The sequence below is a fragment of the Pseudomonas sp. SDO5522_S412 genome, assembly GCF_054071215.1.
In genome coordinates, this window is record NZ_JBSVWQ010000017.1 from 1 (window position 1) to 23,454 (window position 23,454).

Consider the following 23,454-nt stretch of genomic DNA (forward strand, 5'->3'; position numbering starts at 1 on the left):
GCCCGCTCCCACATTCGACCGTATTCCAAAGGTAGAACTCGGTCAAATGTGGGAGCGGGCTTGCTCGCGAAAGCACTCTTGAGAACGACAAAAACCCCGACAGGCTTTCACCTTCGGGGTTTGTGCGAACCATTGATCACAACTTGGCGATCGACACCTCGGTGGATTTCACGAAGGCAATCACTTCACTGCCGATCACCAGTTCCAGCTCTTTCACCGAGCGGGTGGTGATCACGGAAGTGACGATACCGGACGCGGTCTGTACGTCGATTTCCGACAGCACGTCGCCTTCGACGATTTCCTTGATGGTGCCTTTGAACTGGTTACGCACGTTGATGGCTTTGATAGTCATGGTCGTTCTTCCTGTGTAAGACAAGTGAGTTATTGAGCCCAACGCAATTGCGTAGGCAGCGGTGAAACAGGTTCGGGTTCCGGCGGGGTGCCGGGCAGCGACAACACACGGTTAAGCACTTCGGTTTCCAGCGCCGCCAGGCGGTGGGAGCCACGCACCCGCGGACGTGGGAGTTCCACGTGCAGGTCGAGGCCGATTTCGCCGTCTTCGATCAAAATCACCCGATCGGCAATGGCCACGGCTTCGCTGACGTCGTGGGTCACCAGCAACACGGTGAAGCCGTGCTTCTGCCAGAGGTTCTCGATCAGTTGCTGCATCTCGATCCGGGTCAGGGCATCCAGCGCTCCCAGCGGTTCGTCCAGCAGCAACAGGCGCGGTTGGTGGATCAGGGCGCGGGCCAGGGCCACGCGCTGCTTCTGGCCACCGGACAACGCCGCCGGCCACTCATTGGCGCGCTCGGCCAGGCCGACCGCTTCCAGCGCTTCCAGTGCCTGCGGGCGCCAGTTGCCCTTGAGGCCAAGGCCCACGTTGTCGATGATCTTTTTCCACGGCAGCAGGCGCGCTTCCTGGAACATCAACCGCGTGTCTTCAATCGCTTCGCTCAGCGGCGCGGAGCCGGCGAGCAGTTCGCCGCCGCTGGCTTTGTCCAGCCCGGCCAGCAGGCGCAGCAAGGTACTTTTGCCGCAGCCACTGCGGCCCACGACCGCCACGAATTGACCGGCAGGAATATGCAGGTCGATTTCCTTCAGCACTTCCCGCGCGCCGAAAGCCTTGCGCAACTTGCGCACTGCCAGGGGAATGCCCCGCAGCAGGCGTGGAGGTTGTTGAGCGGTCATGCCGCACCTCCTTTATTCACTTGATAAGCTGGGTGCCAGCGCAGCCAGACTCGCTCCAGGCCTCGCGCCGCCAGGTCTGCCAGCTTGCCGAGGACCGCGTAAAGCACGATCGCCAGAACCACCACGTCGGTCTGCAGGAATTCCCGGGCGTTCATCGCCAGGTAGCCGATACCGGAACTGGCGGAGATGGTTTCCGCGACGATCAACGTCAGCCACATAAAGCCCAGCGCGAAGCGCACGCCCACCAGAATCGAAGGCAAGGCGCCCGGCAAAATCACTTGGCGAAACAGGCTGAAACCGGACAGGCCATAACTGCGGGCCATTTCCACCAGCGCCGGGTCGACGTTGCGGATGCCGTGGTAAGTATTGAGATAGATCGGGAACAGTGTGCCGAGGGCGACCAGGAATATCTTCGCCGTCTCGTCGATGCCGAACCACAGGATCACCAGCGGGATCAGCGCCAGGTGCGGCACGTTGCGGATCATCTGCACCGAGCTGTCCAGCAGGCGTTCACCCCAGGTCGACAGGCCGGTGATAAACCCCAGGGTCAGGCCGATGCTGCCGCCGATCACAAAGCCCAGGCCCGCACGCCAGCCGCTGATGGCCAGGTGGGTCCAGATTTCGCCGCTGCGCACCAGGCTGACACCCGCTTCGATCACCGCGCTGGGTGCCGGCAGAATGCGCGTCGACAACCAGCCGGCCGAGACGGACAGCTGCCATACCGCCAGTAACAGGATCGGCAGCGCCCAGGGCGCCAATCGATGACTTAACTTTTCAAGGTTCATGGCGGCGCCTCAGCTCTGGGACGCAGCTTTGGGAAGAATGTCGTTGGCGACCATTTCGCCGAACGGGCTGACGTAGCCGGCGCCTTTCGGCAACTCGGGACGCTCGATGTCCAGATGCGGGAACAGCAACTCCGCTACGCGATACGACTCTTCCAGGTGTGGATAGCCGGAGAAGATAAAGGTATCGATACCGAGGTCCGCGTATTCCTTCACCCGCGCGGCCACGGTCGGGCCATCGCCCACCAGTGCCGTGCCGGCGCCACCGCGTACCAGGCCTACGCCCGCCCACAGGTTGGGGCTGACTTCCAGGTTGTCGCGACTGCCGCCGTGCAAGGCGGCCATGCGTTGCTGGCCTACGGAATCAAAGCGCGACAACGACGCCTGGGCGCGGGCGATGGTTTCATCGTCCACGTGGGAGATCAGTTTGTCGGCGGCCTGCCAGGCTTCGGCGTTGGTTTCACGCACGATCACATGCAGGCGAATGCCGAAGCGCAGGGTACGCCCGAGCTTGGCGGCCTTGGCGCGAACCTGTGCAATCTTTTCCGCCACCGCAGCCGGAGGCTCGCCCCAGGTCAGGACCATTTCCACTTGTTCGGCTGCCAGGTCCTGGGCCGCTTCGGAAGAGCCACCGAAATACAGCGGCGGACGCGGTTGCTGGATCGGCGGATAGAGCAACTTGGCGCCTTTGACGCTGATGTGCTGGCCGTCGTAATCGACGGTCTCGCCTTCCAGTACGCGGCGCCAGATGCGGGTGAACTCCACCGACGCCTGGTAACGCTCTTCATGGCTCAGGAACAAACCGTCGCCGGCCAATTCATCCGGGTCTCCACCGGTCACCAGGTTGAACAACGCGCGGCCGCCGGACAGACGATCCAGGGTCGCGGCCTGACGCGCAGCCACTGTCGGGGAAATGATCCCGGGGCGCAGCGCGACAAGGAATTTCAAGCGTTGGGTCACCGGGATCAGCGACGCCGCCACCAGCCACGAATCTTCGCAGGAGCGGCCGGTGGGGATCAGTACCCCGCCGAAGCCAAGGCGGTCGGCCGCCTGGGCCACTTGCTGCAGATAACCGTGATCAACGGCGCGAGCGCCTTCGGCGGTGCCAAGGTAATGGCCGTCGCCGTGGGTAGGCAGAAACCAGAAAATATTGAGGCTCATGGAGTTGTCTCCTGAAGAAGTCGGATTACGGCGCTTTGGCAACGGCGGCAGGTGGTGTCCAGATCACGTCCTTGATGCTCAAGGGTTTGGGGATCAATTTGAGTTGGTAGAAGCTGTCGGCGATTTTCTGCTGCGCCGCGATCACTTCAGGCGTCAGGAACTGCGCACCGTAGCCCTGGCGTTTTACCGAGGTCAGGGTGATGTCGGCCGGCAGGCCCAGCAGCGGAGCAACTTGTTCGGTGACTTGTTCCGGGTTGGCCTTGGACCATTCGCCCACGGCGCGGACTTCTTCCACCAGCGTCTTGATCACTTCAGGGTGTTTTTCGGCGTACGGCTTGGTGGCCAGGTAGAACTGATGGTTGTCGGCAATGCCGGTGCCGTCACGCAGGGTGCGGGCTTGCAGTTGCTTCTCGGCGGCTGCCTGGTACGGGTCCCAGATCACCCAGGCATCGACGCTGCCACGCTCGAACGCGGCGCGGGCATCGGCGGGCGGCAGGAACACGGTCTGCACGTCGGTGTATTTCAGGCCGGCATCTTCCAGGGCACGTACCAGCAGGTAGTGCACGTTGGAGCCTTTATTGAGGACGACTTTCTTGCCCTTGAGGTCTTGCACCGATTTGATCGGCGAGTCTTTCGGTACCAGGATCGCTTCGCTGGTAGGCGCCGGCGGTTCATAGGCGACGTAGAGCAGATCGGCACCGGCAGCCTGGGCGAACACTGGCGGGGTTTCACCCGTCACGCCGAAGTCGATGGAGCCTACGTTCAATCCTTCCAGCAGCTGCGGGCCGCCGGGAAACTCGGTCCACTGCACTTGCACGCCCTGCTCGGCCAGGCGCTTTTCCAGCGAGCCCTTGGCCTTGAGCAGCACCAGGGTGCCGTATTTCTGATAGCCGATCCGCAAGGTTTCGGCGGCCTGGGCTTGAACAATGGCGCCGAAGGACACAGCCGCAGCAAACAGTGCGACCAGACCACGACGCAAGATGACAGTGCGCATGGCGCTCTCTCCAAATATACGATTAGGGGGTTGGCTGCACCTGCTTGGCCGTTGGCGGCTGAGTAAGGTGAGTAGTACTTGTCGAATTCAGGTAAAGCTGGGTAAGGCTTAAATGCTCCAGCGAGCACTCAACAAACGTTCATTCAACACATTGGGGTCAAGGGGTTTCGGGCGGCGGGCCATGGCGCTGTAGAACGTCTCCAGGGCCTCGCTCAAGCGTTGTTCCAGCACCGGCACCAGTTGCGCCTGGGCGCTGCCTTCGCCGTAGGCGATCTGGCTGTCTTCGGCGAAAATCCCGTGGAGCAATTCCTGGGCTTTCAATGCCGACAGCACCGGCTTCAGCGCGTAGTCCACCGCGAGCATGTGGGCGATGCTGCCGCCGGTGGCCATCGGCAACACTATTTTGTGGGCCAGGGCGCGTTCAGGCAGCAGGTCGAGGATGGTTTTCAGCGCGCCGGAAAACGAAGCCTTGTACACCGGCGTGGCGATCACCAGGCCATCGGCGTTCGCCACTTGCTGCAACAGGTCGATGATTTTCGGGCTATCGAACCGCGCGTGCAGCAAGTCTTCGGCCGGGAAGTCCCGTATCTGATAACTCACCACTTCCACGCCTTGTTGCTGCAACCAGTTGCGGGTGTGATCCAGCAAGACCCCGGACCGGGAACGTTGGCTGGGGCTACCACCAAGTGTTACGACCAGCATGTAGGAAATTCCTTTGGAAAGTGTCGGCGGTTCGCTATGTGGCGATGGCGCCAAGATGGGACAGACCATATCAGCCAATTTATATATCTATAAATCTTATTTTTTCATTTGTTTATTCTTTAAATGCATATGCTGCCGACTAAATCGCAGGCATAAAAAAAGGCCGTCGAAACGGCCTTAAAACCCCTGCTATGTGAGACTTGAAATGCGCGCAAGTGTGGGAGCGGGCTTGCTCGCGAAAGCGGTGTGTCATTAAAGGATGCGCTACCTGACGGTGCGCATTCGCGAGCAAGCCCGCTCCCACATGTGGTTGTGTGTCAGCGATTCGGTTGAGGGGTGAGCCGCAGGTACGGCTTCACCGCCCGGTAACCCTTCGGAAAGCGTTTCTTGATCTCTTCCTCGTCCTTGAGCGACGGCACTATCACCACTTCGTCACCGTCCTGCCAGTTGGCCGGGGTCGCGACTTTGTGGTTGTCGGTCAGTTGCAGCGAGTCGATCACCCGCAGGATTTCGTGGAAGTTGCGACCGGTGCTGGCCGGGTAGGTGATGGTCAGGCGAATCTTTTTGTTCGGATCAATCACGAACAGCGAACGCACGGTAAGGGTGTCACTGGCATTCGGGTGGATCAGGTCGTACAGGTCGGAGACCTTGCGGTCAGCGTCGGCCAGGATCGGGAAGTTGACGATGGTGTTCTGGGTTTCGTTGATGTCTTCGATCCACTTGTGGTGGGAGTCCACCGGGTCCACCGACAGCGCAATGGCCTTGACGCCCCGCTTGGCGAATTCATCCTTGAGCTTGGCGGTGAAACCCAGCTCGGTGGTGCACACCGGGGTAAAGTCCGCCGGGTGGGAAAACAGCACGCCCCAGCTATCGCCCAGCCACTCGTGGAAGCGAATCTTGCCGGCGCTGGAATCCTGTTCAAAGTCGGGGGCGATGTCGCCCAGTCTGAGGCTCATGGTGTGGCTCCTGATGAGTGCTTATGGAGCCCACTGTGCCTGTGTCGCGGATTATTTAAAAAGAATAAATATCGATTTATCTAGACGATAAAGGAATATTAAAAATCTGTTCATTGGACTTGGCAACGGGCGTGGATCAACATCCGCTTCAAGGTTCGAGAAGGCCTTGAGACGCTGTACAAAGAGGGGTTCAGGACGGGCTTGCGGGGGTTGAGCCCGGCTTGAAAAGTAAAGCACCCTGCCCGGCATTGCGCCGGGCAAGGTTTTACGCTCTTACTTGAACGCGTAGGTGTAGCTGAGGATTACGCGGTTTTCGTCCTGGGAACGGGTGTTCGCCAGGTCGGTACGCCACATCGCGTTTTTCCAGGCAACGCCCAGGTTTTTCAGCGGACCTTCTGGAACAACGTAAGCCAGGGTCAGGTCGCGTTCCCACTCGTTACGCTCGCCGACGGTGGTGTCGATGTTGCTACCTTTGAGGTAAACCACACCGGCAGTCAGGCCAGGTACGCCGATCTTGGCGAAGTCATAGGCGTAGCGAGCTTGCCAGGTACGTTCGCCAGCACGGGCAAACTTCTGGATTTGCATGTCGGTGATGGTGCTGTTAGACGAGCCGTCACCTTGGTTCAGCCAAGGGAAGTCGCTGTCGCCCTTGGTGTACTGGTAGCCAGCACCGAAGGTGTGACCGGCAACCGAGTACAGCGCCAGGTAGCTGTACAGGTCGTTGTCGACCTTACCTTTGACCTTGGTGGCGTTGGTCGGATGATCCGAGTAGTAGCCGGAGGTGTAGTAACCGGCAGTATCACCGTTGGCACCGTTGTCACGGCTGCGGTAGTAGCGCAGGTCACTTTTCAGGACGCCAGGACCGATCGCCCAGTTGTGGACCAGGCCCAGGAAGTTCTGAGAGTAGAAATCCTTCAGCTCGCCGAAGTAGTACGAAGCGGTCAGGTCTTTGTTGATTTTGTAGTCAGCACCGGCGTAGTAGAACTTGTTGACGAAGTTACCAGCGTCGTAGTTCGAGCTGCCGTTGGCACCGGCCAGGGACAGACCTTCATTGTTGCTGGAGTTACGGCCTTTGGAGTGCTCGATCTGACCAGCAGTCAGGGTCAGGTCCTTGAACTCGTTCGAAGAGATCTCGCCGCCCTGGAAGGTTTGTGGCAACAGACGACCGTCGTTGGTCTTGATCACCGGGTTGTTCGGCTGCAAGGTACCGATCTTCAGCACGGTTTGGGAGATCTTGACCTTACCGGTCACGCCCAGGCTGGCGAAATCGTGAACGGCCTTGTTGCCATCACTTGGGAACACGGTGCCGCCGGAAGCAGTACCAGTGTAGTTACCGTGATCAGCGCGGCTGGAATCCAGACGCACGCCGTACAGGCCGATGGCGTCAAGACCGAAGCCCACAGTACCTTGGGTAAAACCCGAGATGAAACGCAGGTCGAAACCCTGACCCCATTCAGCGTTTTTGCTGCGGGTGTTCGAGGTAGCCGATGGCTTCAGATCGCGGTTGTCGGTGTTGATGTAAAAGTTACGTACGCCCAGCGTGATCTTGCTGTCATCGATAAAACCAGCGGCGCCTGCTTGTTGGGCGATTGCCCCCAAAGCTACGGCCAACGCCAATGTTGACTTCTTCATGTACCGCTCCTCTCATTTCTAATTTTTGTATTTCTTAGGTCTCGGGTCTGACGCCCTCGATCCACAGATGCGCGATTAGCACCGGATAGTGACTGACAAGTCAATCGTAACCTTGTGTGTCTACTACTTTCGTCTAACCGCAGTTAATTTGGTCCTTGCAGGGTAATGAGTTTTTCATACACCCAAAAAGAATTGTTTCGTCCTTTTTCATACCATTCAGGAATAACGCTTTCCATGGGACGGTCAAGCCGACAGGCGATGCCGCTCCATAAGCGTTTTCCGAAAGAGTATGTCTTTGCGCTTTTTTAGATCGTTTTGTGTTGACCAAACGGGGTCATACGTCACTCACGATCAAAAACGCGACGCCATCATGGCCAAACGCACATCATTCCGTCAATTTGTTACAGTTTTTGTATCGATGAAACTTTTCTGCCGTCCCAGCAATCCACCTCACCGTACCCGGTGATAATGTCACTTTGATGTCAGTTATATGTATAAATTGGCAAACCCTGTGTTCAGGGCCGATGCGTCCGCCGAGGAGCACGACTCGCCAAAGTGACAGGCGAGAGGATTGCCCCCTCGCCCCTTAGCCTTACAACGCCTTTTCGAAAATCTTCGAATTACGCTGATAGTTGTATAACGACGCCCGCGCCGACGGCAGGCGATCCACCGTGCTCGGCACAAAACCACGTTCGCGGAACCAGTGGGCGGTACGGGTCGTCAGCACGAAGAGCGTCTTCAAACCCTGGGCCCGGGCACGGGTCTCGATGCGCTCCAGCAGCTCGTCACCGCGACCGCCATGACGGTACTCCGGGTTCACGGCCAGGCACGCCAGCTCCCCTGCGTCGGAGTCGGCGATCTGATACAGCGCCGCACAGGCGATGATCATGCCTTCACGTTCCACCACGCTGAACTGCTCGATTTCCCGCTCCAGCACTTCCCGGGAACGACGCACCAGAATCCCCTGCTCTTCCAGCGGGCTGATCAGGTCCAGCAACCCGCCGACGTCTTCAATCGCCGCTTCGCGCACCAGTTCGAACTGTTCCTGGGCCACCAGCGTACCGCCGCCATCCCGGGTGAACAGCTCGGTCAGCAAGGCACCATCTTCGGCATAACTGACAATGTGGCTGCGCCCTACGCCGCCACGGCAAGCCTCGGCGGCCGCGTCCAGCAATTCGGCCTGGTAGTTGTTGCCCAGGCGTTGCAGGTGCGCGGGCACCTGTTGCGGCCGCAATTCACGCACCAGGCGGCCGTGCTCGTCGATCAGGCCGAGATCGGCACCGAACAGCAGCAACTTGTCCGCGCCCAGGTCGATGGCCGCGCGGGTGGCGACGTCTTCACAGGCGAGGTTGAAGATTTCGCCGGTAGGCGAGTAGCCCAGCGGCGACAGCAGCACGATGGAGCGCTCGTCCAGCAGGCGGTTGATGCCCTTGCGGTCGACCCGGCGCACTTCGCCGGTGTGGTGATAGTCGACGCCTTCAAGTACACCGATCGGGCGCGCCGTCACCAGGTTGCCGCTGGCCACCCGCAGGCGCGAGCCCTGCATCGGCGAAGAGGCCATGTCCATCGACAAGCGCGCTTCGATAGCAATGCGCAGATGGCCGACCGCATCGATCACGCACTCCAGAGTCGCGGCATCGGTGATGCGCAAGCCTTCGTGGTAAGCCGGGGTCAGGCCGCGGGCGGCGAGGCGGGTTTCAATTTGCGGGCGCGAACCGTGGACCAGCACCAGTCGCACGCCCAGGCTGTGGAGCAGCACCAGGTCGTGGACGATATTGCCGAAGTTCGGGTGCTCTACACCATCGCCCGGCAGCATGACGACAAAGGTGCAATCCCGGTGGGCATTGATGTAAGGCGAAGCGTGACGAAGCCAATTGACGTATTCGGGCATAAAAACCTGGGCCTGTAATAAAAAGCAGCCAAAAATGGATGAATCGCAAAAACGCACAGCGGGCTGTTGGTTATCGTCGGAACAGGCTTGGCGACACGCTCGCTCTCCTTCTATGTACGGATGGGCAGGGGTTAATTTATGCAGGTATCAGGCAGTAATGTTGAATCAGTTCACGCAATAGACGCACTGTAGGCGTCAAGCGTGACATTTCAAGGTACTCGCCTGGCTGGTGGGCGCAGGCGATATCGCCAGGGCCAAGCACCAGGGTCTCGCAACCAAGGCGCTGAAGATAAGGCGCTTCGGTGCCGAACGCCACTGCTTCGGCGCGATGACCGGTAAGTCGTTCAGCTACCCGCACCAACTCTGCATCCTCGGCCTGCTCGAACGGCGGCACTTCGGGGAACAGCGGCGCGTAGTCGATCTTCACCTGATGGCGCTCGGCCAAGGGTTCGAGCTTCTGCCGGATGGCAGCGCGCAGCACCTGGGGATCCATGCCCGGCAGGGGCCGCAGGTCGAATTCCAGGGAGCATTGGCCGCAGATGCGGTTGGGGTTGTCGCCACCGTGGATGCAGCCGAAGTTCATGGTCGGCTGCGGCACGCTGAACTGCGGATTGCGGTATTCGCGCTGCCAGGCCAGGCGCAGGCCACGCAGTTCGCCAATGGCGTCATGCATGGCTTCGAGGGCGCTGTGGCCCAGGCTTGGGTCCGACGAATGGCCGCTGCGCCCGAGGATATCGATGCGCTCCATCATTACGCCCTTGTGCAGGCGGATGGGTTTGAGGCCGGTGGGTTCACCGATCACCGCCGCACGGCCCAAGGGACGACCCGCCTCGGCCAGTGCACGAGCACCGGCCATGGAGCTTTCTTCATCGCAGGTAGCAAGAATCAGCAGCGGCTGCTTGAAAGGCTGGTCGAGCAACGGCTGGACGGCTTCGATCACCAGGGCGAAAAAGCCCTTCATGTCACAGCTGCCCAGTCCTACCCAGCGGCCGTCGACTTCCGTCAGCTTGAGCGGATCGGTCTGCCATAGGGCGCCGTCGTACGGCACGGTGTCACTGTGGCCCGCCAACACCAGGCCGCCAGGGCCGGTGCCGAAACTGGCCAACAGGTTGAATTTGCCTGGGCTGACCTGTTGGATGTCGCAGGCAAAGCCCAGGTCTGCCAGCCAGGTGGCGAGCAAATCGATGACCGGGCGGTTGGATTGGTCGAGAGAGGCCTGGGTACAACTGACCGAAGGCGCGGCAATCAGCGCGGCGAATTGATCTTTCATGGACGGTAAAGGCATGCGCTGTCTCTCAACTTCCCGGACGAACCCCATCATAGAGCTATCTGAGTGACACAATAAACCGTTGCGGCACGTTGCCGGGCTCAGTCCTGTACACTGCACGACCTTGGCAGCCACTCTTTTCCCCGGCTGCGCTCCCGATCCTGGATTTTCCGGCCATGCAGAAAGAAACCGAAATCAAGCTCCGTGTCAGCCGCGAAACCCTCGCCGCGCTGCGTGAGCACCCGTTACTGAAAAAACGCAACAAAAGTGGCTGGGAACGCCGTGAGTTGATGAACCAGTACTTCGACACCCCGGAACGCGACCTGGCCCAGGCCAAAGTGGCCCTGCGCCTGCGCAAAGACGGCGACGAAGTGATCCAGACCCTCAAGACCCGTGGCCAGAGCGTCGCCGGCTTGTCGGAACGCAATGAGTACAACTGGGACCTGGCCAAAGCCAAGCTCGACGTGAAGAAACTCGACGGCGAATGCTGGCCCGAGCAACTGGCCGAGCTGGACAAAAAGACCCTCAAGCCGATCTTCACCACCGATTTCGTCCGCGAACGCGCTGAAATCGCCTGGGGCCGCGGCAAGGCCAAGGTGGTGATCGAAGCCGCCCTGGACCTGGGCCACGTGGTTGCCGGCAAGCAGAAAGAAGAAATCTGCGAGCTGGAACTGGAACTGCGCGAAGGCGACCCGGCCGCCCTGCTGGAACTGGCCGCTGAACTGGCCGCGACCCTGGCGCTGATGCCGTGCGATATCAGCAAGGCCGAGCGTGGCTATCGCCTGTTCGACGCCAACAGCTACTCCCTGAGCCTGCCGGCACCGGTGCTGCACGCCGAAATGCCGCTGGACGACGCATTTGCTGCCGTCATGTGGCATCTGTTGGGCAGCAGCCAGCGCCTGGCCGAGCAATACCGTTTCAACGGCCACTGGCGTCTGCTGCAGGACTGGGTGGAAAACCTCGGCGAACTGCGGGCTCTGCTCGGCAGCCTCGGCCAGGCCGCACCGCGTCAGTCCACCAGCGAATTGCGCGCCGCACTGGACGCCTTGCTGGAAGACTGGCGTCCGCTGGTCCAGGCCGGTGACGACGATGAAGACATCCGCAAGGCCGCGCCGGAGCAGTTCGCCGAAGAACTGGAAGACGTGCGCTGGGGTTTGTTCTCCCTGACCACTTCCCGCTGGCTGCTGGCCCGCACCTGGGCCGCGGATCGCAACGTGCGTGGCAATCGCCAGGGCGCTGCACAGCTGGCCAACTGGCTGCCGCGCCTGCTGGCCGATGACGCCGTTGCCCTGCAACTGCCGCGCTACCAGCAACAGCCGGAAGACCTGGCCGAGCAACTGCCGCGTATCGAACGCATCCTGGCCTGGCTGCACCATGCACGCCAGGTGCTGGATATCGCCGAGCTGGACCGTTTGTATGGCGAGCTGAACAAGCTGGCGCACCTGGCCAACCAGCCGATCACCGATGAGTCGCTGGATGCGCGGATGCATCAGGCGATTGCGGTGTATCAGAATCGCGCCTGGAAAACCCTGCTGCGCCTGTAAAACCTTGTGGCGAGGGAGCTTGCTCCCTCTTCACTAAATCAGGCCAAGACAACTATCAGCGCAACACCGGCAAACTCGTGGTGGACTTGATCTCCGACAAGGCCACTATCGAGTTGACCTCCTGAATCCCCGGCACCATCGACAGCTTCTCAAAGAAAAACCGCTCATACGCCTCGATGTCCGACGTGACGATCCGCAGTAAAAAGTCCACCGCGCCCATCAGCACATAACATTCCAGCACTTGCGGAAAACCGCGAATCGCCTCGGTGAACTCAGTGAAGTTGGAACGGCCGTGGGCGTTGAGTTTCACCTCGGCAAAAATCTGCGTATTAAGGCCGATTTTCTTGCGATCCAGCAGGGTGACCTGGCCGCGAATCACACCCTCCTCTTTCAGCCGCTGAATCCGGCGCCAGCACGGCGACTGCGACAGGCCGACCTGTTCGGCGATCTGCGCGCTGGAGAGCGAAGCGTCTTCCTGCAACAGCGCGAGAATGCGCCGGTCGTACACGTCCAATTCAGCGTGCATAGAAATACCCATTAATCATGATTTAAAGAATTACATGATTCTCTTATAAGCCAATACAGGCTGTTTTAGATAAGAAATTTCCCGCGACGAATGCAAAAATTTCTCCAGTCGAATCCGGAGAATCATCATGCACGTCGTCGAAGCCTCCCACCCCGCCCAACGCGTTGACGCCTGGGCCGTCAGCAATGCCCACTGCCAGGCGCACTATCAAATCCTCGCCGAGGCTGAACCCGACGTGCTGTGCCGGGTGCTCAACTATTTTGCCCTGCAGTTCCTGGTGCCACGTCAGGTGAGCGTGCAGCGTGAAGACGACCTGCTGGCGATCGATATCGTGATGGATGGCCTGAGCTGGCACCGGGCCCAGGTGATCGGCGAAAAACTTCGTAACCTGATCAGTGTGTGCTCGCTGGAGCTGCGCCCGGCAGATGCTGCGCGGCCTCTGGCGGTCCAGGCGGCCGCTCAGTAAAAGCCTGCAATATACCTCGGAGGCCGAAGCGCAAAGGGTGACTAGCCTGAGGACTACGCCTAATCGTTGCCCAGGAACGTCACCATGTCCGTTGCGCCAAATCCCCAGGATCGCTGGCTGGAAATCCATCAGTTGTTGCCTGCCCTGATCGACCAGGGCCTGGTGCCCGCCGACCTGGCCCTACCGGCGAACAGTGGGCTGCATCCCCTGGAATGCATTGCCAGCCAGGGGCCGTCTCTGGAAATGCTGACCGAATGGCTCGCCCGCCACTGCGGCCAGCCCTACCTGCGTATCGATCCGTTGAAAATCGACGTCGCGGCGGTGGTGCCGCTGATGTCCTATGCCTTTGCCCAGCGCCACAAGATCCTGGCCGTTGCGGTCGACGCCCACAGCGTTACCGTCGCCAGTGCCCAGCCTTACGTGTGCAGTTGGGAAGCCGGCCTGGCTCAGGTGTTGAAGCGCTCCATCAAGCGGGTGCTGGCCAATCCCCAGGAGATCCAGCGCTGCACCGTGGAGTTTTACCGACTGGCGAAATCGGTCAGCGGCGCCATTGATCAAAAAACCTCCGGCGCGCCGAATATCGAACAACTGCTCAATCTCGGCGCCAGCGACCAGGAGCCCGACGCCAACGACGCGCACATCGTCAACATCGTCGACTGGCTGTTGCAGTACGCCTTTGGCCAGCGGGCCAGTGATATCCATATCGAACCCGGACGTGATCAGGGGCGCGTGCGTTTTCGCATCGACGGGCTGCTGCATGACGTCTATCAATTCCCATCCCAGGTGACGATGGCGGTGGTCAGCCGCCTGAAAAGCCTGGGCCGGATGAACGTGGCGGAAAAACGCAAACCCCAGGACGGCCGGGTGAAGACCAAAAGCCCCACGGGCGGGGAAGTGGAACTGCGCCTGTCGACCTTGCCCATAGCCTTCGGCGAAAAGCTGGTGATGCGAATTTTTGACCCGCAGGTGCTGCACAAGGATTTCCAGCAACTGGGACTTTCCAACGACGACCTGCAACGCTGGCAATCCATGACCGGCCAGGCCAACGGCATCATCCTGGTCACCGGCCCTACCGGTTCCGGCAAGACCAGCACGCTGTACACCACGCTCAAGCAACTGGCCACTCGCGAGGTCAACCTGTGCACCGTCGAAGACCCGATCGAGATGGTGGAGCCGGCCTTCAACCAGATGCAGGTGCAGCACAACATCGACCTGACCTTCGCCAGCGGCATCCGCGCCCTGATGCGCCAGGACCCGGACATCATCATGATCGGCGAGATTCGCGACCTGGAAACCGCAGAAATGGCGATCCAGGCCGCCCTGACCGGGCATCTGGTGCTGTCGACGTTGCACACCAACGATGCGCCCGGCGCCATCAGCCGCTTGCTGGAACTGGGCATTCCCCATTACCTGATCAATGCCACGCTGCTGGGGGTGATGGCCCAGCGCCTGGTCAGGCTGTTGTGCCCGCACTGCAAGCGGCAAGCCGGGCAGGTCCATCAGGCAGTGGGTTGCGGCGAGTGCCGGGAAAGTGGCTATCGGGGTCGAGCCGGGGTCTACGAGATCATGCTGATGAACGATCGCCTCAAGGCCCTGGTCAGCCCGGGCACCGACCTCCAGGCCCTGCGTCTGGCGGCCCTTGACCAGGGAATGTGCAGCTTGCGGTCGGCCGGTATGCGCAAGGTAATGGCAGGACTGACAACACTTGAAGAGGTACTGCGAGTGACGCCTGGGGATTCAGAAACAAATCCTTTGATCGATGGCGCGGTAATCCGTCCTTATCCGTGACAACACCGTTACAATCGGAAAAACCTCGCTTCACCGTCACCAGACAAGGAATCGTTATGCAGATCGGAACCGTACTGCTTCTTTTTGTAGGCTTGGCCGTCGCCATCCTCTTCATGGGTTTCAAGGTGGTCCCGCAGGGTTACCAGTGGACAGTCGAGCGCTTCGGCCGCTACACCAACACCCTCAAGCCCGGCCTGAACATCATCATTCCGGTCATGGACCGCATCGGTCGCAAGATCAACGTGATGGAAAGCGTGCTGGATATCCCACCCCAGGAAGTCATCACCGCTGACAACGCCACGGTGCAAATCGACGCCGTGTGCTTCTTCCAGGTGGTCAATACCGCCCAGGCTGCCTACGAGGTGAACAACCTCGAACACGCCATCCGCAACCTGCTGCAAACCAACATCCGTACCGTGCTCGGCTCCATGGAGCTGGATGCGATGCTCAGCCAGCGTGACGGCATCAACGAAAAACTGCTGCGCACCGTCGACGAAGCCACCGCACCGTGGGGCATCAAGATCACCCGGATCGAGATCAAGGACATCAGCCCGCCTGCCGACCTGATGGCCGCCATGTCCGGCCAGATGAAGGCCGAGCGGATCAAGCGTGCGCAGATCCTCGAGGCCGAAGGCCTGCGAGCCTCCGCGATCCTGACCGCCGAAGGCAAGAAGCAGGCGCAGATCCTGGAGGCCGAAGGTGGTCGTCAGGCCGCCTTCCTGGAATCCGAAGCCCGCGAACGTCAGGCCGAGGCCGAAGCCCGCGCCACTCAAGTGGTATCGGAAGCCATCGCCACCGGTAACGTGCAGGCCATCAACTACTTCGTCGCCCAGAAATACATCGACGCACTGGGCAAGCTGGCCTCGGCCAACAACAGCAAGGTGATCCTGATGCCGCTGGAAGCCAGCCAGGTGATTGGCGCAGTCGGCGGCATCGGCGAAATCGTCAAGGCAACCTTCGACAACAAGAAAGCCTGAGGCACGCACCATGTGGGAATTCCTGCAGCACCTGTCGTTTTGGGACTGGCTGGCACTGGGCACGGTGCTGTTGATCCTTGAAGTGTTCGGTGCCGGTGGTTATCTGCTGTGGATGGGCATCGCCGCGGCAGCCGTGGGCGTGATCAAGTTCCTGGTGCCGAGCCTGGGGCTGGAGTGGCAACTGCTGCTGTTCGCCGTGTTGTCGATCCTCACGGCGGTGTACTGGTGGCGACGCCAGCGCAGCAGCGCCAAGGTCAGCGACCAGCCGGGGCTGAACATGCGCGGCTCCGAGTTGATCGGTCGCACCTTTGTGGTGCATCAGGCCATCGTCGAGGGCCGTGGCAAGATCAAGGTGGGTGACGGTGTGTGGATGGCATCCGGGCCGGACGCGCCGGCTGGGGCACACGTACGTGTCATTGGTCAGGAAGGCGTGATTTTGCAGGTTGAAACTGTTTAGTCATCCATGGAACTCGGCTGGGCTATCTACAATCAAACTGTTCAGATAACCCAGTCGGAGTCACCCATCATGCGTCTAAAATATGCTGTCGCAACCCTCGCTGTGCTTTCCCTTCCTGTCGGTTCAGCCATGGCCGACAGCTTCTGGCGTAATGTCATCTCATCGGGTGCCACGACCGGCTCGACGTACCTGACCTTCAAGGACCACAAAATGGTAGTCGCCGCCCAAGACGACGCCGGTAGCTTCGTCGCCAGTGACGGCAACATCCGTGGCCCATACCTGGAAGCTGCGATGCAGAAAGTCCGCGCCGATAACCCTGGCCTCAAGGCCACGGATATGGACCTGGCGAACGCTATCCTGGCAAAAAACGCCATTGCTTCCGAGTAATACCGCCGCATAAAAAATGCCGTTCCTCGAGAGCGGCATTTTTTTTGCCCTGATTTCCTACGCCAGACGCTGGCGATTCCGCATCTGAACAGGAAAAGTCCTGTCGAGTTGCAGGCGCGCCCGGCAACAAGCTATCGATTCCCTTCAGACTGAGTGAATCGATGACCATGCAAAAACTCTCCTACGCCCTGCTGCTCGCCGCGGTTGCCACGCCTTATGCCCAGGCAGAAAGCTGGTACGGGTCGGCAAAGCTCAACAGCGCCCGGCAGAATCTCTCAAGCTCACTGCTGACCAGCCCACGCGTAACCCACCGGGTAGAAGCCCCCGACAGCAGCAAGACGTTCACCGGCTCATTCGCCGTGGGCTATGCCTTTGCCGATGGCTGGCGCCTGGAGGGGGAATACACGATGCCCAGCCACTCGACCTTCAAATCCCATTGGGCACCGTTCAATGCCAACGTCAACAGCCTGCGCACCGACAGCCAGCGCCTGATGCTCAACGGTTATAAAAACATCCCGATGAATGAATGGCTGTCGTTCTACGGTATGGCGGGAGTCGGCGTGGCCCAGGTTGACGCCGAGGGTTACCAGACCAACGACACCCGCCGTTTCGCCAGCAATCGCCAATACAACTTCGCCTACAGCGTTGGCCTGGGGCTGGATGCCAAGGTCAGCGAAACCCTGACCCTGGGTACCGGCTGGCGTTACGTGGACATGGGCGGGATCGAGACCGGCTACAACACGTTCGCCAATCGGATAAACGCCCGGGACGAACAGCTCAAAGGCAAGCTCAAAGAGCAGAACGTGTTTCTTGAGGCACGCGTTGCCTTCTGACACCGATGCTGAAATGCCGCTCCCGAGGCGGCATTTTTTGTTTCAGGCGGGACGATTCATTCACAGACGACAGGCTATATTCAGTCGAGCCGTGCAACCATGCCCGGCATTGATATGCTTTTTTCTCATCGCCTTCTGAAACGGATGCCTTCAACGTCATGAGCCAACTGCCCTTTCTGCCGTTCTCCAAGCCCACCATTGATGAAGCCACCATCTCGGCGGTAGGCGACGTACTGCGCTCCGGCTGGATCACCAGCGGGCCGAAAGTGCAGGCGTTCGAGGCGCAGTTGTCGGAATATTTTGGGGGGCGCCCGGTGCGTACCTTCAACTCGGGCACCTGCACCATGGAGATTGCCTTGCGCATCGCCGGTATCGGGCCTGGTGACGAAGTCATCACCACCCCGATTTCGTGGGTAGCCACGGCCAACGTGATTCTGGAAGTCGGTGCCACGCCGGTGTTCGCCGACATCGACCCGGTGACCCGCAATATCGACCTGGCGCAGGTAGAAGCCGCGATCACACCGCGCACCAAGGCAATCATCCCGGTATACCTGGCGGGCCTGCCGTTGGACATGCCATTGCTCTACGCGCTGGCCAACAAGTACAACCTGCGCATCGTCGAAGATGCAGCCCAGGCCCTGGGTTCCAGCTGGGATGGCCAACGCATTGGCGCTACCGGCGATTTCGTATCGTTCAGCTTCCAGGCGAACAAGAACATCACCTCGTCCGAAGGCGGCTGCCTGGTATTGAACAACGCTGAAGAAGCGCGCCTGGCGGAAAAATATCGCCTGCAGGGCGTGACCCGCACCGGCTTCGATGGCCTCGACGTGGATGTGTTGGGCGGCAAGTTCAACATGACCGACATCGCAGCAGCCATCGGCCTGGGCCAGTTTGCCCATATCGAGAAGATCACTGCCCACCGCCAGGAACTGGCGCGTCACTATTTCGAATGCTTCGGCAGTGATTTTGAAGCGCAGTACGGTGCGCAATTGCCACCGGCAGACTTCGAAAACAGCAACTGGCACCTGTTCCAGCTGGTACTGCCGGAGCGTCAGGACGGCCTGCCCGCACGCGCCACGTTCATGGAGCAGATGCAGGCCCATGGCGTCGGCATTGGCTATCACTACCCACCGATCCACCTGCTGAGCTTGTACAAGGCACAGGGATTCAAGGAAGGCATGTTCCCGGTAGCGGAAAAAGTGGGGCGTTTGATTGTGTCGTTGCCGATGTTCACGGCGATGACGAAGGCGGACGTAGAGCGTTCGGTAGCGGCGGTAAAAGCAGTATTGAAACGCGGATAAAACCTTTGCGGGAGCCGATTGCCGGCTCCCGCAGCGGGATCACTCGCCGATGGCAGCCTTGTAGCCGGCAGCGTCCAGCAATTTTTTCAGTTCATCCGGGTTGCTTGGCTTGAGCTTGAAGATCCAGGCGCCGTAAGGGTCGGAGTTCAACAGCTCTGGCTCACCGCTCAAGGCGTCGTTCACCGCGATCACTTCGCCAGCAATTGGCGAGTAGATATCCGAAGCGGCCTTCACCGATTCAACCACGCCGGCCTGGTCAGCCGCCTTGAACACGTTGCCGACTTCGGTCAACTCAACGAACACTACATCCCCCAATGCTTCCTGGGCATGGTCCGAGATCCCGACGGTCACGGTGCCGTCAGCTTCCAGACGGGCCCATTCGTGACTTTCGGCAAAACGCAGGTCGGCAGGGATATCGCTCATAGTCTGTGTCCTCAAGGAAAAATGTCAGCGGCCATTGGCCCGCCGGAAAAGTTAGATCAATGTTTTGCCATGGCGCACGAACGTCGGTTTGACCACCCGAACCGGGTACCACTTGCCGCGGATTTCCACCTCGGCCCGGTCAGCAGTCGCCGACGGCACACGCGCCAGGGCAATGGATTTGCTTAGCGTAGGAGAGAAACTACCACTGGTGATCTCTCCTTCGCCAACATTGGCGATACGAACCACCTGGTGAGCGCGTAAAACCCCGCGCTCTTCCAGCACCAGGCCGACCAGCTTGGACTTCACACCCGCAGCCTTTTCGGCTTCCAGGGCGGCGCGGCCGATGAAATCCCGCTCGGCCGGCTCCCAGGCGATGCTCCAGGCCATGTTGGCTGCCAGGGGCGAGACGTCCTGGTGAATATCCTGACCGTAAAGGTTCATGCCGGCCTCGAGGCGCAGCGTGTCGCGGGCGCCGAGGCCGATGGGCGAAATGCCTGCGCCTACCAGGTCGTTGAAGAACGCCGGGGCCTGATCGGCCGGCAGGACAATTTCAAGACCGTCTTCGCCGGTGTAACCGGTGCGCGCGATAAACCAGTCGCCGTCAGCCAGGCCTTCAAAGGGCTTGAGCTGATGGATCAGGGTGGCGCGGGACTGGGTCACCAGTTCAGCGATCTTTTGCCGGGCATGGGGGCCTTGAATGGCGAGCATGGCCAATTCGGGCCGCTCGCGGAGCTGGGCCTGATAGCTGCCGAGCCGAGCCTGCATCCAGGCCATGTCCTGGTCACGGGTGGCGGCGTTGACCACCAGCCGGTAACCGCCCTCGGTACGGTAGACGATCATGTCGTCCACCACGCCGCCCTGCTCGTTGAGCATGGCGCTGTATAACGCGCGGCCGCAGCCGTGCAATCGGTCAACATCATTGGCCAGCAAATGCTGGAGCCATTCCTTGGCCTGGGGGCCTGTGATATCGATCACGGTCATATGGGATACATCGAACACCCCGCAGTCGCGTCGCACCTGATGGTGCTCCTCAACCTGCGAGCCGTAGTGCAAAGGCATATCCCAACCGCCAAAATCGACCATTTTCGCGCCAAGGGCGAGATGCAGGTCATACAGAGGCGTGCGCTGTCCCATGGGTTTCTCCTTCCGGGCGTGGCGAAGGTGCGGACGGTCGCCGTTCGGGCCGCACGCCTTGAAATACAAGGCCTGTAGCCGCGTTCAGCAACCCGATCTGAAAGATCGACCGCACCGAATGCCGCGCATTGTAGCCTCAAGCCGTAGGACTGGCACCTAACCGATTCGTCGCGCCGAACGTCGGATCAACCCGATGACCGGTAACAGCCCCACCAATACCAGGGTCAGGGCCGGCAGCGAAGCCCGCGCCCACTCCCCTTCGCTGGTCATCTCGAAAATCCGCACCGCCAGCGTGTCCCAGCCGAACGGGCGCATCAGCAGGGTCGCCGGCATTTCCTTGAGCACATCGACAAACACCAGCAGCGCCGCGCTCAGGGTGCCCGGCAGCAAAAGTGGCAGATACACTTTGCAAAACAGTCGCGGCCCGCTGACCCCAAGACTGCGGGCGGCTTCCGGCAAGGACGGGCGGATTCGCGCCAGGCTGTTTTCCAGCGGCCCGTAGGCCACCGCAATGAAGCGCACCAGATACGCCAGCAGCAAGGCCGACAAACTGCCCAGTAACAGCGGTTTGCCGGCGCCCCCCAGCCAGCCGGAGACCGGGATCACCAGTTCACGATCCAGGTAGCTGAACGCCAACATGATCGACACCGCCAGCACCGAGCCGGGCAGCGCGTAGCCTACGTTGGCCAGGCTGATGCCGGAGCGGATGGCCCGGGTGGGCGCCAGGCGATGGGCGAACGCCAGCACCAGGGCCACGCTGACGGTGATCAGGGCAGCCATACCGCCCAGGTACAGGGTATGGACGATCAAACCGGCGTAGCGCTCGTCCAGGTCGAAACGGCCACGCTGCCAGAACCAGGCCACCAGTTGCAGCATCGGGATCACGAACGCGCAGGCGAACACCAATCCGCACCAACCGCTGGCCAACGCCGCCTTGAACCCGCGCAGATGGTAAAGCGCCTTGCCGCGAGGTCGCTCGTTGCTCGGCCGGCTGGCGCCCCGGGCGCGGCGCTCGCCGTACAGCACCAGCATCACCACCAACAGCAACAGGCTGGCCAGTTGCGCGGCACTGGAGAGGCTGAAAAAGCCGTACCAGGTCTTGTAGATGGCGGTGGTAAAGGTGTCGAAGTTGAACACCGAGACGGCACCGAAATCCGCCAGGGTTTCCATCAGCGCGAGGGCCACGCCCGCACCGATGGCGGGACGCGCCATGGGCAGGGCCACCCGCCAGAACGCTTGCCACGGCGACTGCCCCAAGACACGCGCCGCTTCCATCAGGCCTTTGCCCTGGGCGAGGAACGCGGTGCGTGCCAGCAGATAAACGTAGGGGTAGAACACCAGCACCAGCACGATGATCACACCGCTGGTCGAGCGCACACGCGGCAGGCGCAAGCCTGTACCAAACCATTCGCGCAGCAGGGTTTGCACCGGGCCGGAGAAGTCCAGCAGGCCGACGAAGACGAAGGCGAGCACATAGGCGGGAATCGCGAAGGGCAGCATCAACGCCCAGTCCAGCCAGCACCGGCCGGGGAATTCGCAGAGGCTGGTCAGCCAGGCCAGGCTGACGCCCAGCAGCGTAACGCCCACACCGACGCCCAGCACCAGGGTCAAGGTGTTGCCCAGCAGACGTGGCATCTGGGTTTCCCACAGGTGGGACCAGATCTGGTGGTCGATGGTCTGCCACGACAGCAACAGCACGCTCAACGGCAGCAGCACCAGGGCGGCAACGGTGAAGACCGGCAGGTACCAGCGGCGTTGGGCGGGATGGGCCAAAGGTTAATTCTCAGAGAATGAATAGCTTGAAGCCAGCGCTAACCAATGTGGGAGCGGGCTTGTGTGGGAGCGGGCTTGCTCGCGAAAGCGGCGTGTCAGTCAACGCATATGTGACTGATACACCCTCTTCGCGAGCAAGCCCGCTCCCACACAAACCCGCCCCCACATTTAGATCGGCGGCGCCTTGCAAATTGTATCTAGTTCCAGCCAGCGCGATCCATCAAGCGAATAGCCTCAGCCTGGCGCTTGCCCGCCACTTCCACCGGCAATGTATCGGCCACAAACTTGCCCCAGGTCGCCACTTCCGCCGACGGCGGCACCGCCGGGTTGGCCGGGAACTCCTGATTCACATCCGCAAAGATCTTCTGCGCTTCCGGCGTGGTCATCCACTCCACCAGCGCCTTGGCTGCTTCCGGGTGCGGTGCATGCTTGGTCAGGCCGATGCCCGACAGGTTGACGTGCACCCCGCGGTCGCCCTGGTTCGGCCAGAACAACTTCACCGCCAGGTCCGGCTTCTGCTTGTGCAGGCGGCCGTAGTAGTAGGTGTTCACGATGCCCACGTCACACTGCCCGGCGTTGATCGCTTCCAGCACGGCAATGTCATCGGAGAACACGTCGGTGGACAGGTTGTTGACCCAGCCCTTGACGATTTCTTCGGTCTTGGCCGCGCCGTGGGTTTCGATCAGGGTGGCGGTCAGCGACTGGTTGTAGACCTTCTTCGCGGTGCGCAGGCACAGGCGGCCTTCCCACTGCTTGTCGGCCAGGGCTTCGTAGGTGGTCAGGTCGCCCGGTTTCACGCGATCGGTGGAGTAGGCGATGGTCCGCGCTCGCAGGCTCAGGCCGGTCCAGGCATGGGCCGAAGAACGGTATTGAAGGGGAATATTCTTGTCGATCACCGCAGAGGTGAACGGCTGCAGGATGCCCATCTGCTCGGCCTGCCAGAGGTTGCCGGCGTCGACGGTGAGCAGCAGGTCGGCGGTGGCGTTTTCACCTTCGGCCTTGATGCGCTGCATCAGCGGCGCTTCCTTGTCGGTGATGAACTTCACCTGCACGCCGGTCTTCCTGGTGTAGGCGTCGAACACCGGCTTGATCAGTTCGTCGATGCGCGAGGAGTAGACCACGACCTCATCGGCCGCCTGCACGGTGGTGCTGCCGATAAGAGTGAGTGCCAGGGCAGTCAGGAGGCGCTTGGGTGCCAACATGGGTGCGGTCTCTCATTTGCAAAAAGAGCGCAAATGATAAAGACTCACATTTGGTAACGCTCAACGGAGC

At 60.6% G+C, this 23,454-nt stretch carries 23 protein-coding genes; 8 read left to right on the forward strand and 15 right to left on the reverse strand.

The window, feature by feature from the left end; all coding sequences use genetic code 11:
• Nucleotides 1-136: 136 nt before the first annotated feature.
• The 10 genes from ACW9I6_RS06490 to argE form a co-directional block, all read right to left on the reverse strand.
• Nucleotides 137-352, reverse strand: a complete 216-nt coding sequence (locus tag ACW9I6_RS06490) for a TOBE domain-containing protein (RefSeq protein WP_003213899.1) — start codon at nucleotides 350-352, stop codon at nucleotides 137-139.
• A gap of 29 nt (nucleotides 353-381) precedes the next feature.
• On the reverse strand, nucleotides 382-1,188 hold the full coding sequence (gene ssuB / locus ACW9I6_RS06495) for an aliphatic sulfonates ABC transporter ATP-binding protein (protein WP_008438906.1): 807 nt from the start codon (nucleotides 1,186-1,188) through the stop codon (nucleotides 382-384).
• Nucleotides 1,185-1,973, reverse strand: coding sequence for an aliphatic sulfonate ABC transporter permease SsuC (gene ssuC, locus ACW9I6_RS06500; protein ID WP_008438905.1), 789 nt, complete (start codon nucleotides 1,971-1,973; stop codon nucleotides 1,185-1,187). The genes ssuB and ssuC overlap by 4 nt, the downstream gene beginning before the upstream one ends.
• A 9-nt stretch (nucleotides 1,974-1,982) precedes the next feature.
• Nucleotides 1,983-3,131, reverse strand: a complete 1,149-nt coding sequence (gene ssuD, locus ACW9I6_RS06505) for an FMNH2-dependent alkanesulfonate monooxygenase (RefSeq protein ID WP_003213905.1) — start codon at nucleotides 3,129-3,131, stop codon at nucleotides 1,983-1,985.
• Between the two features lie 25 nt (nucleotides 3,132-3,156).
• Nucleotides 3,157-4,125: a sulfonate ABC transporter substrate-binding protein gene (locus ACW9I6_RS06510; RefSeq protein ID WP_003213907.1), complete on the reverse strand. Its 969-nt coding sequence runs from the start codon at nucleotides 4,123-4,125 to the stop codon at nucleotides 3,157-3,159.
• A gap of 108 nt (nucleotides 4,126-4,233) precedes the next feature.
• Nucleotides 4,234-4,827 (reverse strand): NADPH-dependent FMN reductase, encoded by a 594-nt coding sequence (ssuE, locus tag ACW9I6_RS06515; protein ID WP_003213909.1) that lies wholly within the window; start codon nucleotides 4,825-4,827, stop codon nucleotides 4,234-4,236.
• A 317-nt stretch (nucleotides 4,828-5,144) separates the two neighbouring features.
• Entirely contained in the window at nucleotides 5,145-5,783 is a 639-nt protein-coding gene (locus ACW9I6_RS06520; RefSeq protein ID WP_003213910.1) for a peroxiredoxin, read from the reverse strand.
• A 273-nt stretch (nucleotides 5,784-6,056) separates the two neighbouring features.
• Complete coding sequence (locus tag ACW9I6_RS06525) at nucleotides 6,057-7,415, reverse strand: OprD family porin (RefSeq protein ID WP_003213912.1); 1,359 nt, start codon at nucleotides 7,413-7,415, stop codon at nucleotides 6,057-6,059.
• 592 nt (nucleotides 7,416-8,007) lie between these two features.
• Nucleotides 8,008-9,306, reverse strand: coding sequence for an amino-acid N-acetyltransferase (gene argA, locus ACW9I6_RS06530; protein ID WP_003213914.1), 1,299 nt, complete (start codon nucleotides 9,304-9,306; stop codon nucleotides 8,008-8,010).
• A gap of 136 nt (nucleotides 9,307-9,442) precedes the next feature.
• Nucleotides 9,443-10,591 (reverse strand): acetylornithine deacetylase, encoded by a 1,149-nt coding sequence (gene argE / locus ACW9I6_RS06535; protein WP_177122665.1) that lies wholly within the window; start codon nucleotides 10,589-10,591, stop codon nucleotides 9,443-9,445.
• Between the two features lie 158 nt (nucleotides 10,592-10,749).
• On the opposite strand from argE, the gene ACW9I6_RS06540 reads away from it, so the two are divergent.
• Nucleotides 10,750-12,117, forward strand: coding sequence for a CYTH domain-containing protein (locus tag ACW9I6_RS06540; protein ID WP_003213918.1), 1,368 nt, complete (start codon nucleotides 10,750-10,752; stop codon nucleotides 12,115-12,117).
• Nucleotides 12,118-12,172: 55 nt separating this feature from the next.
• Here ACW9I6_RS06540 and ACW9I6_RS06545 read toward each other — a convergent pair whose 3' ends face one another.
• Nucleotides 12,173-12,643, reverse strand: coding sequence for an Lrp/AsnC family transcriptional regulator (locus ACW9I6_RS06545; RefSeq protein WP_003213920.1), 471 nt, complete (start codon nucleotides 12,641-12,643; stop codon nucleotides 12,173-12,175).
• A 127-nt stretch (nucleotides 12,644-12,770) separates the two neighbouring features.
• Here ACW9I6_RS06545 and ACW9I6_RS06550 point away from each other — a divergent pair, with 127 nt between their 5' ends.
• From ACW9I6_RS06550 to ACW9I6_RS06580, 7 genes are all read left to right on the forward strand, one after another.
• Nucleotides 12,771-13,109, forward strand: a complete 339-nt coding sequence (locus ACW9I6_RS06550; RefSeq protein WP_102604088.1) for a hypothetical protein — start codon at nucleotides 12,771-12,773, stop codon at nucleotides 13,107-13,109.
• Between the two features lie 84 nt (nucleotides 13,110-13,193).
• Nucleotides 13,194-14,897 carry a GspE/PulE family protein gene (locus tag ACW9I6_RS06555; RefSeq protein WP_178965008.1) on the forward strand — a complete coding sequence of 568 codons (1,704 nt, stop codon included), beginning with the start codon at nucleotides 13,194-13,196 and terminating at the stop codon, nucleotides 14,895-14,897.
• A 56-nt stretch (nucleotides 14,898-14,953) separates the two neighbouring features.
• The gene (locus tag ACW9I6_RS06560) at nucleotides 14,954-15,874 is read left to right on the forward strand and encodes an SPFH domain-containing protein (RefSeq protein WP_003213925.1); all 921 of its coding nucleotides are present in this window, start codon (nucleotides 14,954-14,956) and stop codon (nucleotides 15,872-15,874) included.
• Nucleotides 15,875-15,884: 10 nt separating this feature from the next.
• A complete protein-coding gene (locus ACW9I6_RS06565; protein ID WP_008438897.1) occupies nucleotides 15,885-16,331 on the forward strand; it encodes an NfeD family protein in 447 nt (148 codons plus the stop codon).
• Between the two features lie 69 nt (nucleotides 16,332-16,400).
• Complete coding sequence (locus ACW9I6_RS06570) at nucleotides 16,401-16,718, forward strand: DUF2388 domain-containing protein (RefSeq protein ID WP_008438896.1); 318 nt, start codon at nucleotides 16,401-16,403, stop codon at nucleotides 16,716-16,718.
• A gap of 161 nt (nucleotides 16,719-16,879) precedes the next feature.
• Nucleotides 16,880-17,551, forward strand: a complete 672-nt coding sequence (locus tag ACW9I6_RS06575) for an outer membrane protein (RefSeq protein WP_087693280.1) — start codon at nucleotides 16,880-16,882, stop codon at nucleotides 17,549-17,551.
• 158 nt (nucleotides 17,552-17,709) lie between these two features.
• Complete coding sequence (locus ACW9I6_RS06580) at nucleotides 17,710-18,852, forward strand: DegT/DnrJ/EryC1/StrS family aminotransferase (RefSeq protein ID WP_177050305.1); 1,143 nt, start codon at nucleotides 17,710-17,712, stop codon at nucleotides 18,850-18,852.
• A gap of 39 nt (nucleotides 18,853-18,891) precedes the next feature.
• Here ACW9I6_RS06580 and gcvH read toward each other — a convergent pair whose 3' ends face one another.
• The 4 genes from gcvH to ACW9I6_RS06600 form a co-directional block, all read right to left on the reverse strand.
• Nucleotides 18,892-19,275, reverse strand: coding sequence for a glycine cleavage system protein GcvH (gene gcvH / locus ACW9I6_RS06585; RefSeq protein WP_087693282.1), 384 nt, complete (start codon nucleotides 19,273-19,275; stop codon nucleotides 18,892-18,894).
• A gap of 51 nt (nucleotides 19,276-19,326) precedes the next feature.
• A complete protein-coding gene (gene gcvT / locus ACW9I6_RS06590) occupies nucleotides 19,327-20,409 on the reverse strand; it encodes a glycine cleavage system aminomethyltransferase GcvT (RefSeq protein ID WP_003213938.1) in 1,083 nt (360 codons plus the stop codon).
• A 156-nt stretch (nucleotides 20,410-20,565) separates the two neighbouring features.
• Nucleotides 20,566-22,182: an ABC transporter permease gene (locus ACW9I6_RS06595; protein ID WP_177050307.1), complete on the reverse strand. Its 1,617-nt coding sequence runs from the start codon at nucleotides 22,180-22,182 to the stop codon at nucleotides 20,566-20,568.
• Between the two features lie 197 nt (nucleotides 22,183-22,379).
• The gene (locus ACW9I6_RS06600) at nucleotides 22,380-23,384 is read right to left on the reverse strand and encodes an extracellular solute-binding protein (protein ID WP_003213942.1); all 1,005 of its coding nucleotides are present in this window, start codon (nucleotides 23,382-23,384) and stop codon (nucleotides 22,380-22,382) included.
• Between the last annotated feature and the right edge of the window lie 70 nt (nucleotides 23,385-23,454).

Coding starts and splice junctions, on each gene's coding strand:
- ACW9I6_RS06580 (WP_177050305.1), top strand. CDS start 17,710: ATGAGCCAACTGCCCTTTCTGCCGTTCTCCAAGCCCACCATTGATGAA.
- ACW9I6_RS06560 (WP_003213925.1), top strand. CDS start 14,954: ATGCAGATCGGAACCGTACTGCTTCTTTTTGTAGGCTTGGCCGTCGCC.
- ACW9I6_RS06545 (WP_003213920.1), bottom strand. CDS start 12,643: ATGCACGCTGAATTGGACGTGTACGACCGGCGCATTCTCGCGCTGTTG.
- ACW9I6_RS06575 (WP_087693280.1), top strand. CDS start 16,880: ATGACCATGCAAAAACTCTCCTACGCCCTGCTGCTCGCCGCGGTTGCC.
- argA (WP_003213914.1), bottom strand. CDS start 9,306: ATGCCCGAATACGTCAATTGGCTTCGTCACGCTTCGCCTTACATCAAT.
- ACW9I6_RS06540 (WP_003213918.1), top strand. CDS start 10,750: ATGCAGAAAGAAACCGAAATCAAGCTCCGTGTCAGCCGCGAAACCCTC.
- ACW9I6_RS06600 (WP_003213942.1), bottom strand. CDS start 23,384: ATGTTGGCACCCAAGCGCCTCCTGACTGCCCTGGCACTCACTCTTATC.
- ssuC (WP_008438905.1), bottom strand. CDS start 1,973: ATGAACCTTGAAAAGTTAAGTCATCGATTGGCGCCCTGGGCGCTGCCG.
- ACW9I6_RS06550 (WP_102604088.1), top strand. CDS start 12,771: ATGCACGTCGTCGAAGCCTCCCACCCCGCCCAACGCGTTGACGCCTGG.
- ACW9I6_RS06510 (WP_003213907.1), bottom strand. CDS start 4,125: ATGCGCACTGTCATCTTGCGTCGTGGTCTGGTCGCACTGTTTGCTGCG.
- ssuE (WP_003213909.1), bottom strand. CDS start 4,827: ATGCTGGTCGTAACACTTGGTGGTAGCCCCAGCCAACGTTCCCGGTCC.
- ACW9I6_RS06570 (WP_008438896.1), top strand. CDS start 16,401: ATGCGTCTAAAATATGCTGTCGCAACCCTCGCTGTGCTTTCCCTTCCT.
- ssuB (WP_008438906.1), bottom strand. CDS start 1,188: ATGACCGCTCAACAACCTCCACGCCTGCTGCGGGGCATTCCCCTGGCA.
- gcvT (WP_003213938.1), bottom strand. CDS start 20,409: ATGGGACAGCGCACGCCTCTGTATGACCTGCATCTCGCCCTTGGCGCG.
- argE (WP_177122665.1), bottom strand. CDS start 10,591: ATGCCTTTACCGTCCATGAAAGATCAATTCGCCGCGCTGATTGCCGCG.
- ssuD (WP_003213905.1), bottom strand. CDS start 3,131: ATGAGCCTCAATATTTTCTGGTTTCTGCCTACCCACGGCGACGGCCAT.
- ACW9I6_RS06490 (WP_003213899.1), bottom strand. CDS start 352: ATGACTATCAAAGCCATCAACGTGCGTAACCAGTTCAAAGGCACCATC.
- ACW9I6_RS06525 (WP_003213912.1), bottom strand. CDS start 7,415: ATGAAGAAGTCAACATTGGCGTTGGCCGTAGCTTTGGGGGCAATCGCC.
- gcvH (WP_087693282.1), bottom strand. CDS start 19,275: ATGAGCGATATCCCTGCCGACCTGCGTTTTGCCGAAAGTCACGAATGG.
- ACW9I6_RS06565 (WP_008438897.1), top strand. CDS start 15,885: ATGTGGGAATTCCTGCAGCACCTGTCGTTTTGGGACTGGCTGGCACTG.
- ACW9I6_RS06555 (WP_178965008.1), top strand. CDS start 13,194: ATGTCCGTTGCGCCAAATCCCCAGGATCGCTGGCTGGAAATCCATCAG.
- ACW9I6_RS06520 (WP_003213910.1), bottom strand. CDS start 5,783: ATGAGCCTCAGACTGGGCGACATCGCCCCCGACTTTGAACAGGATTCC.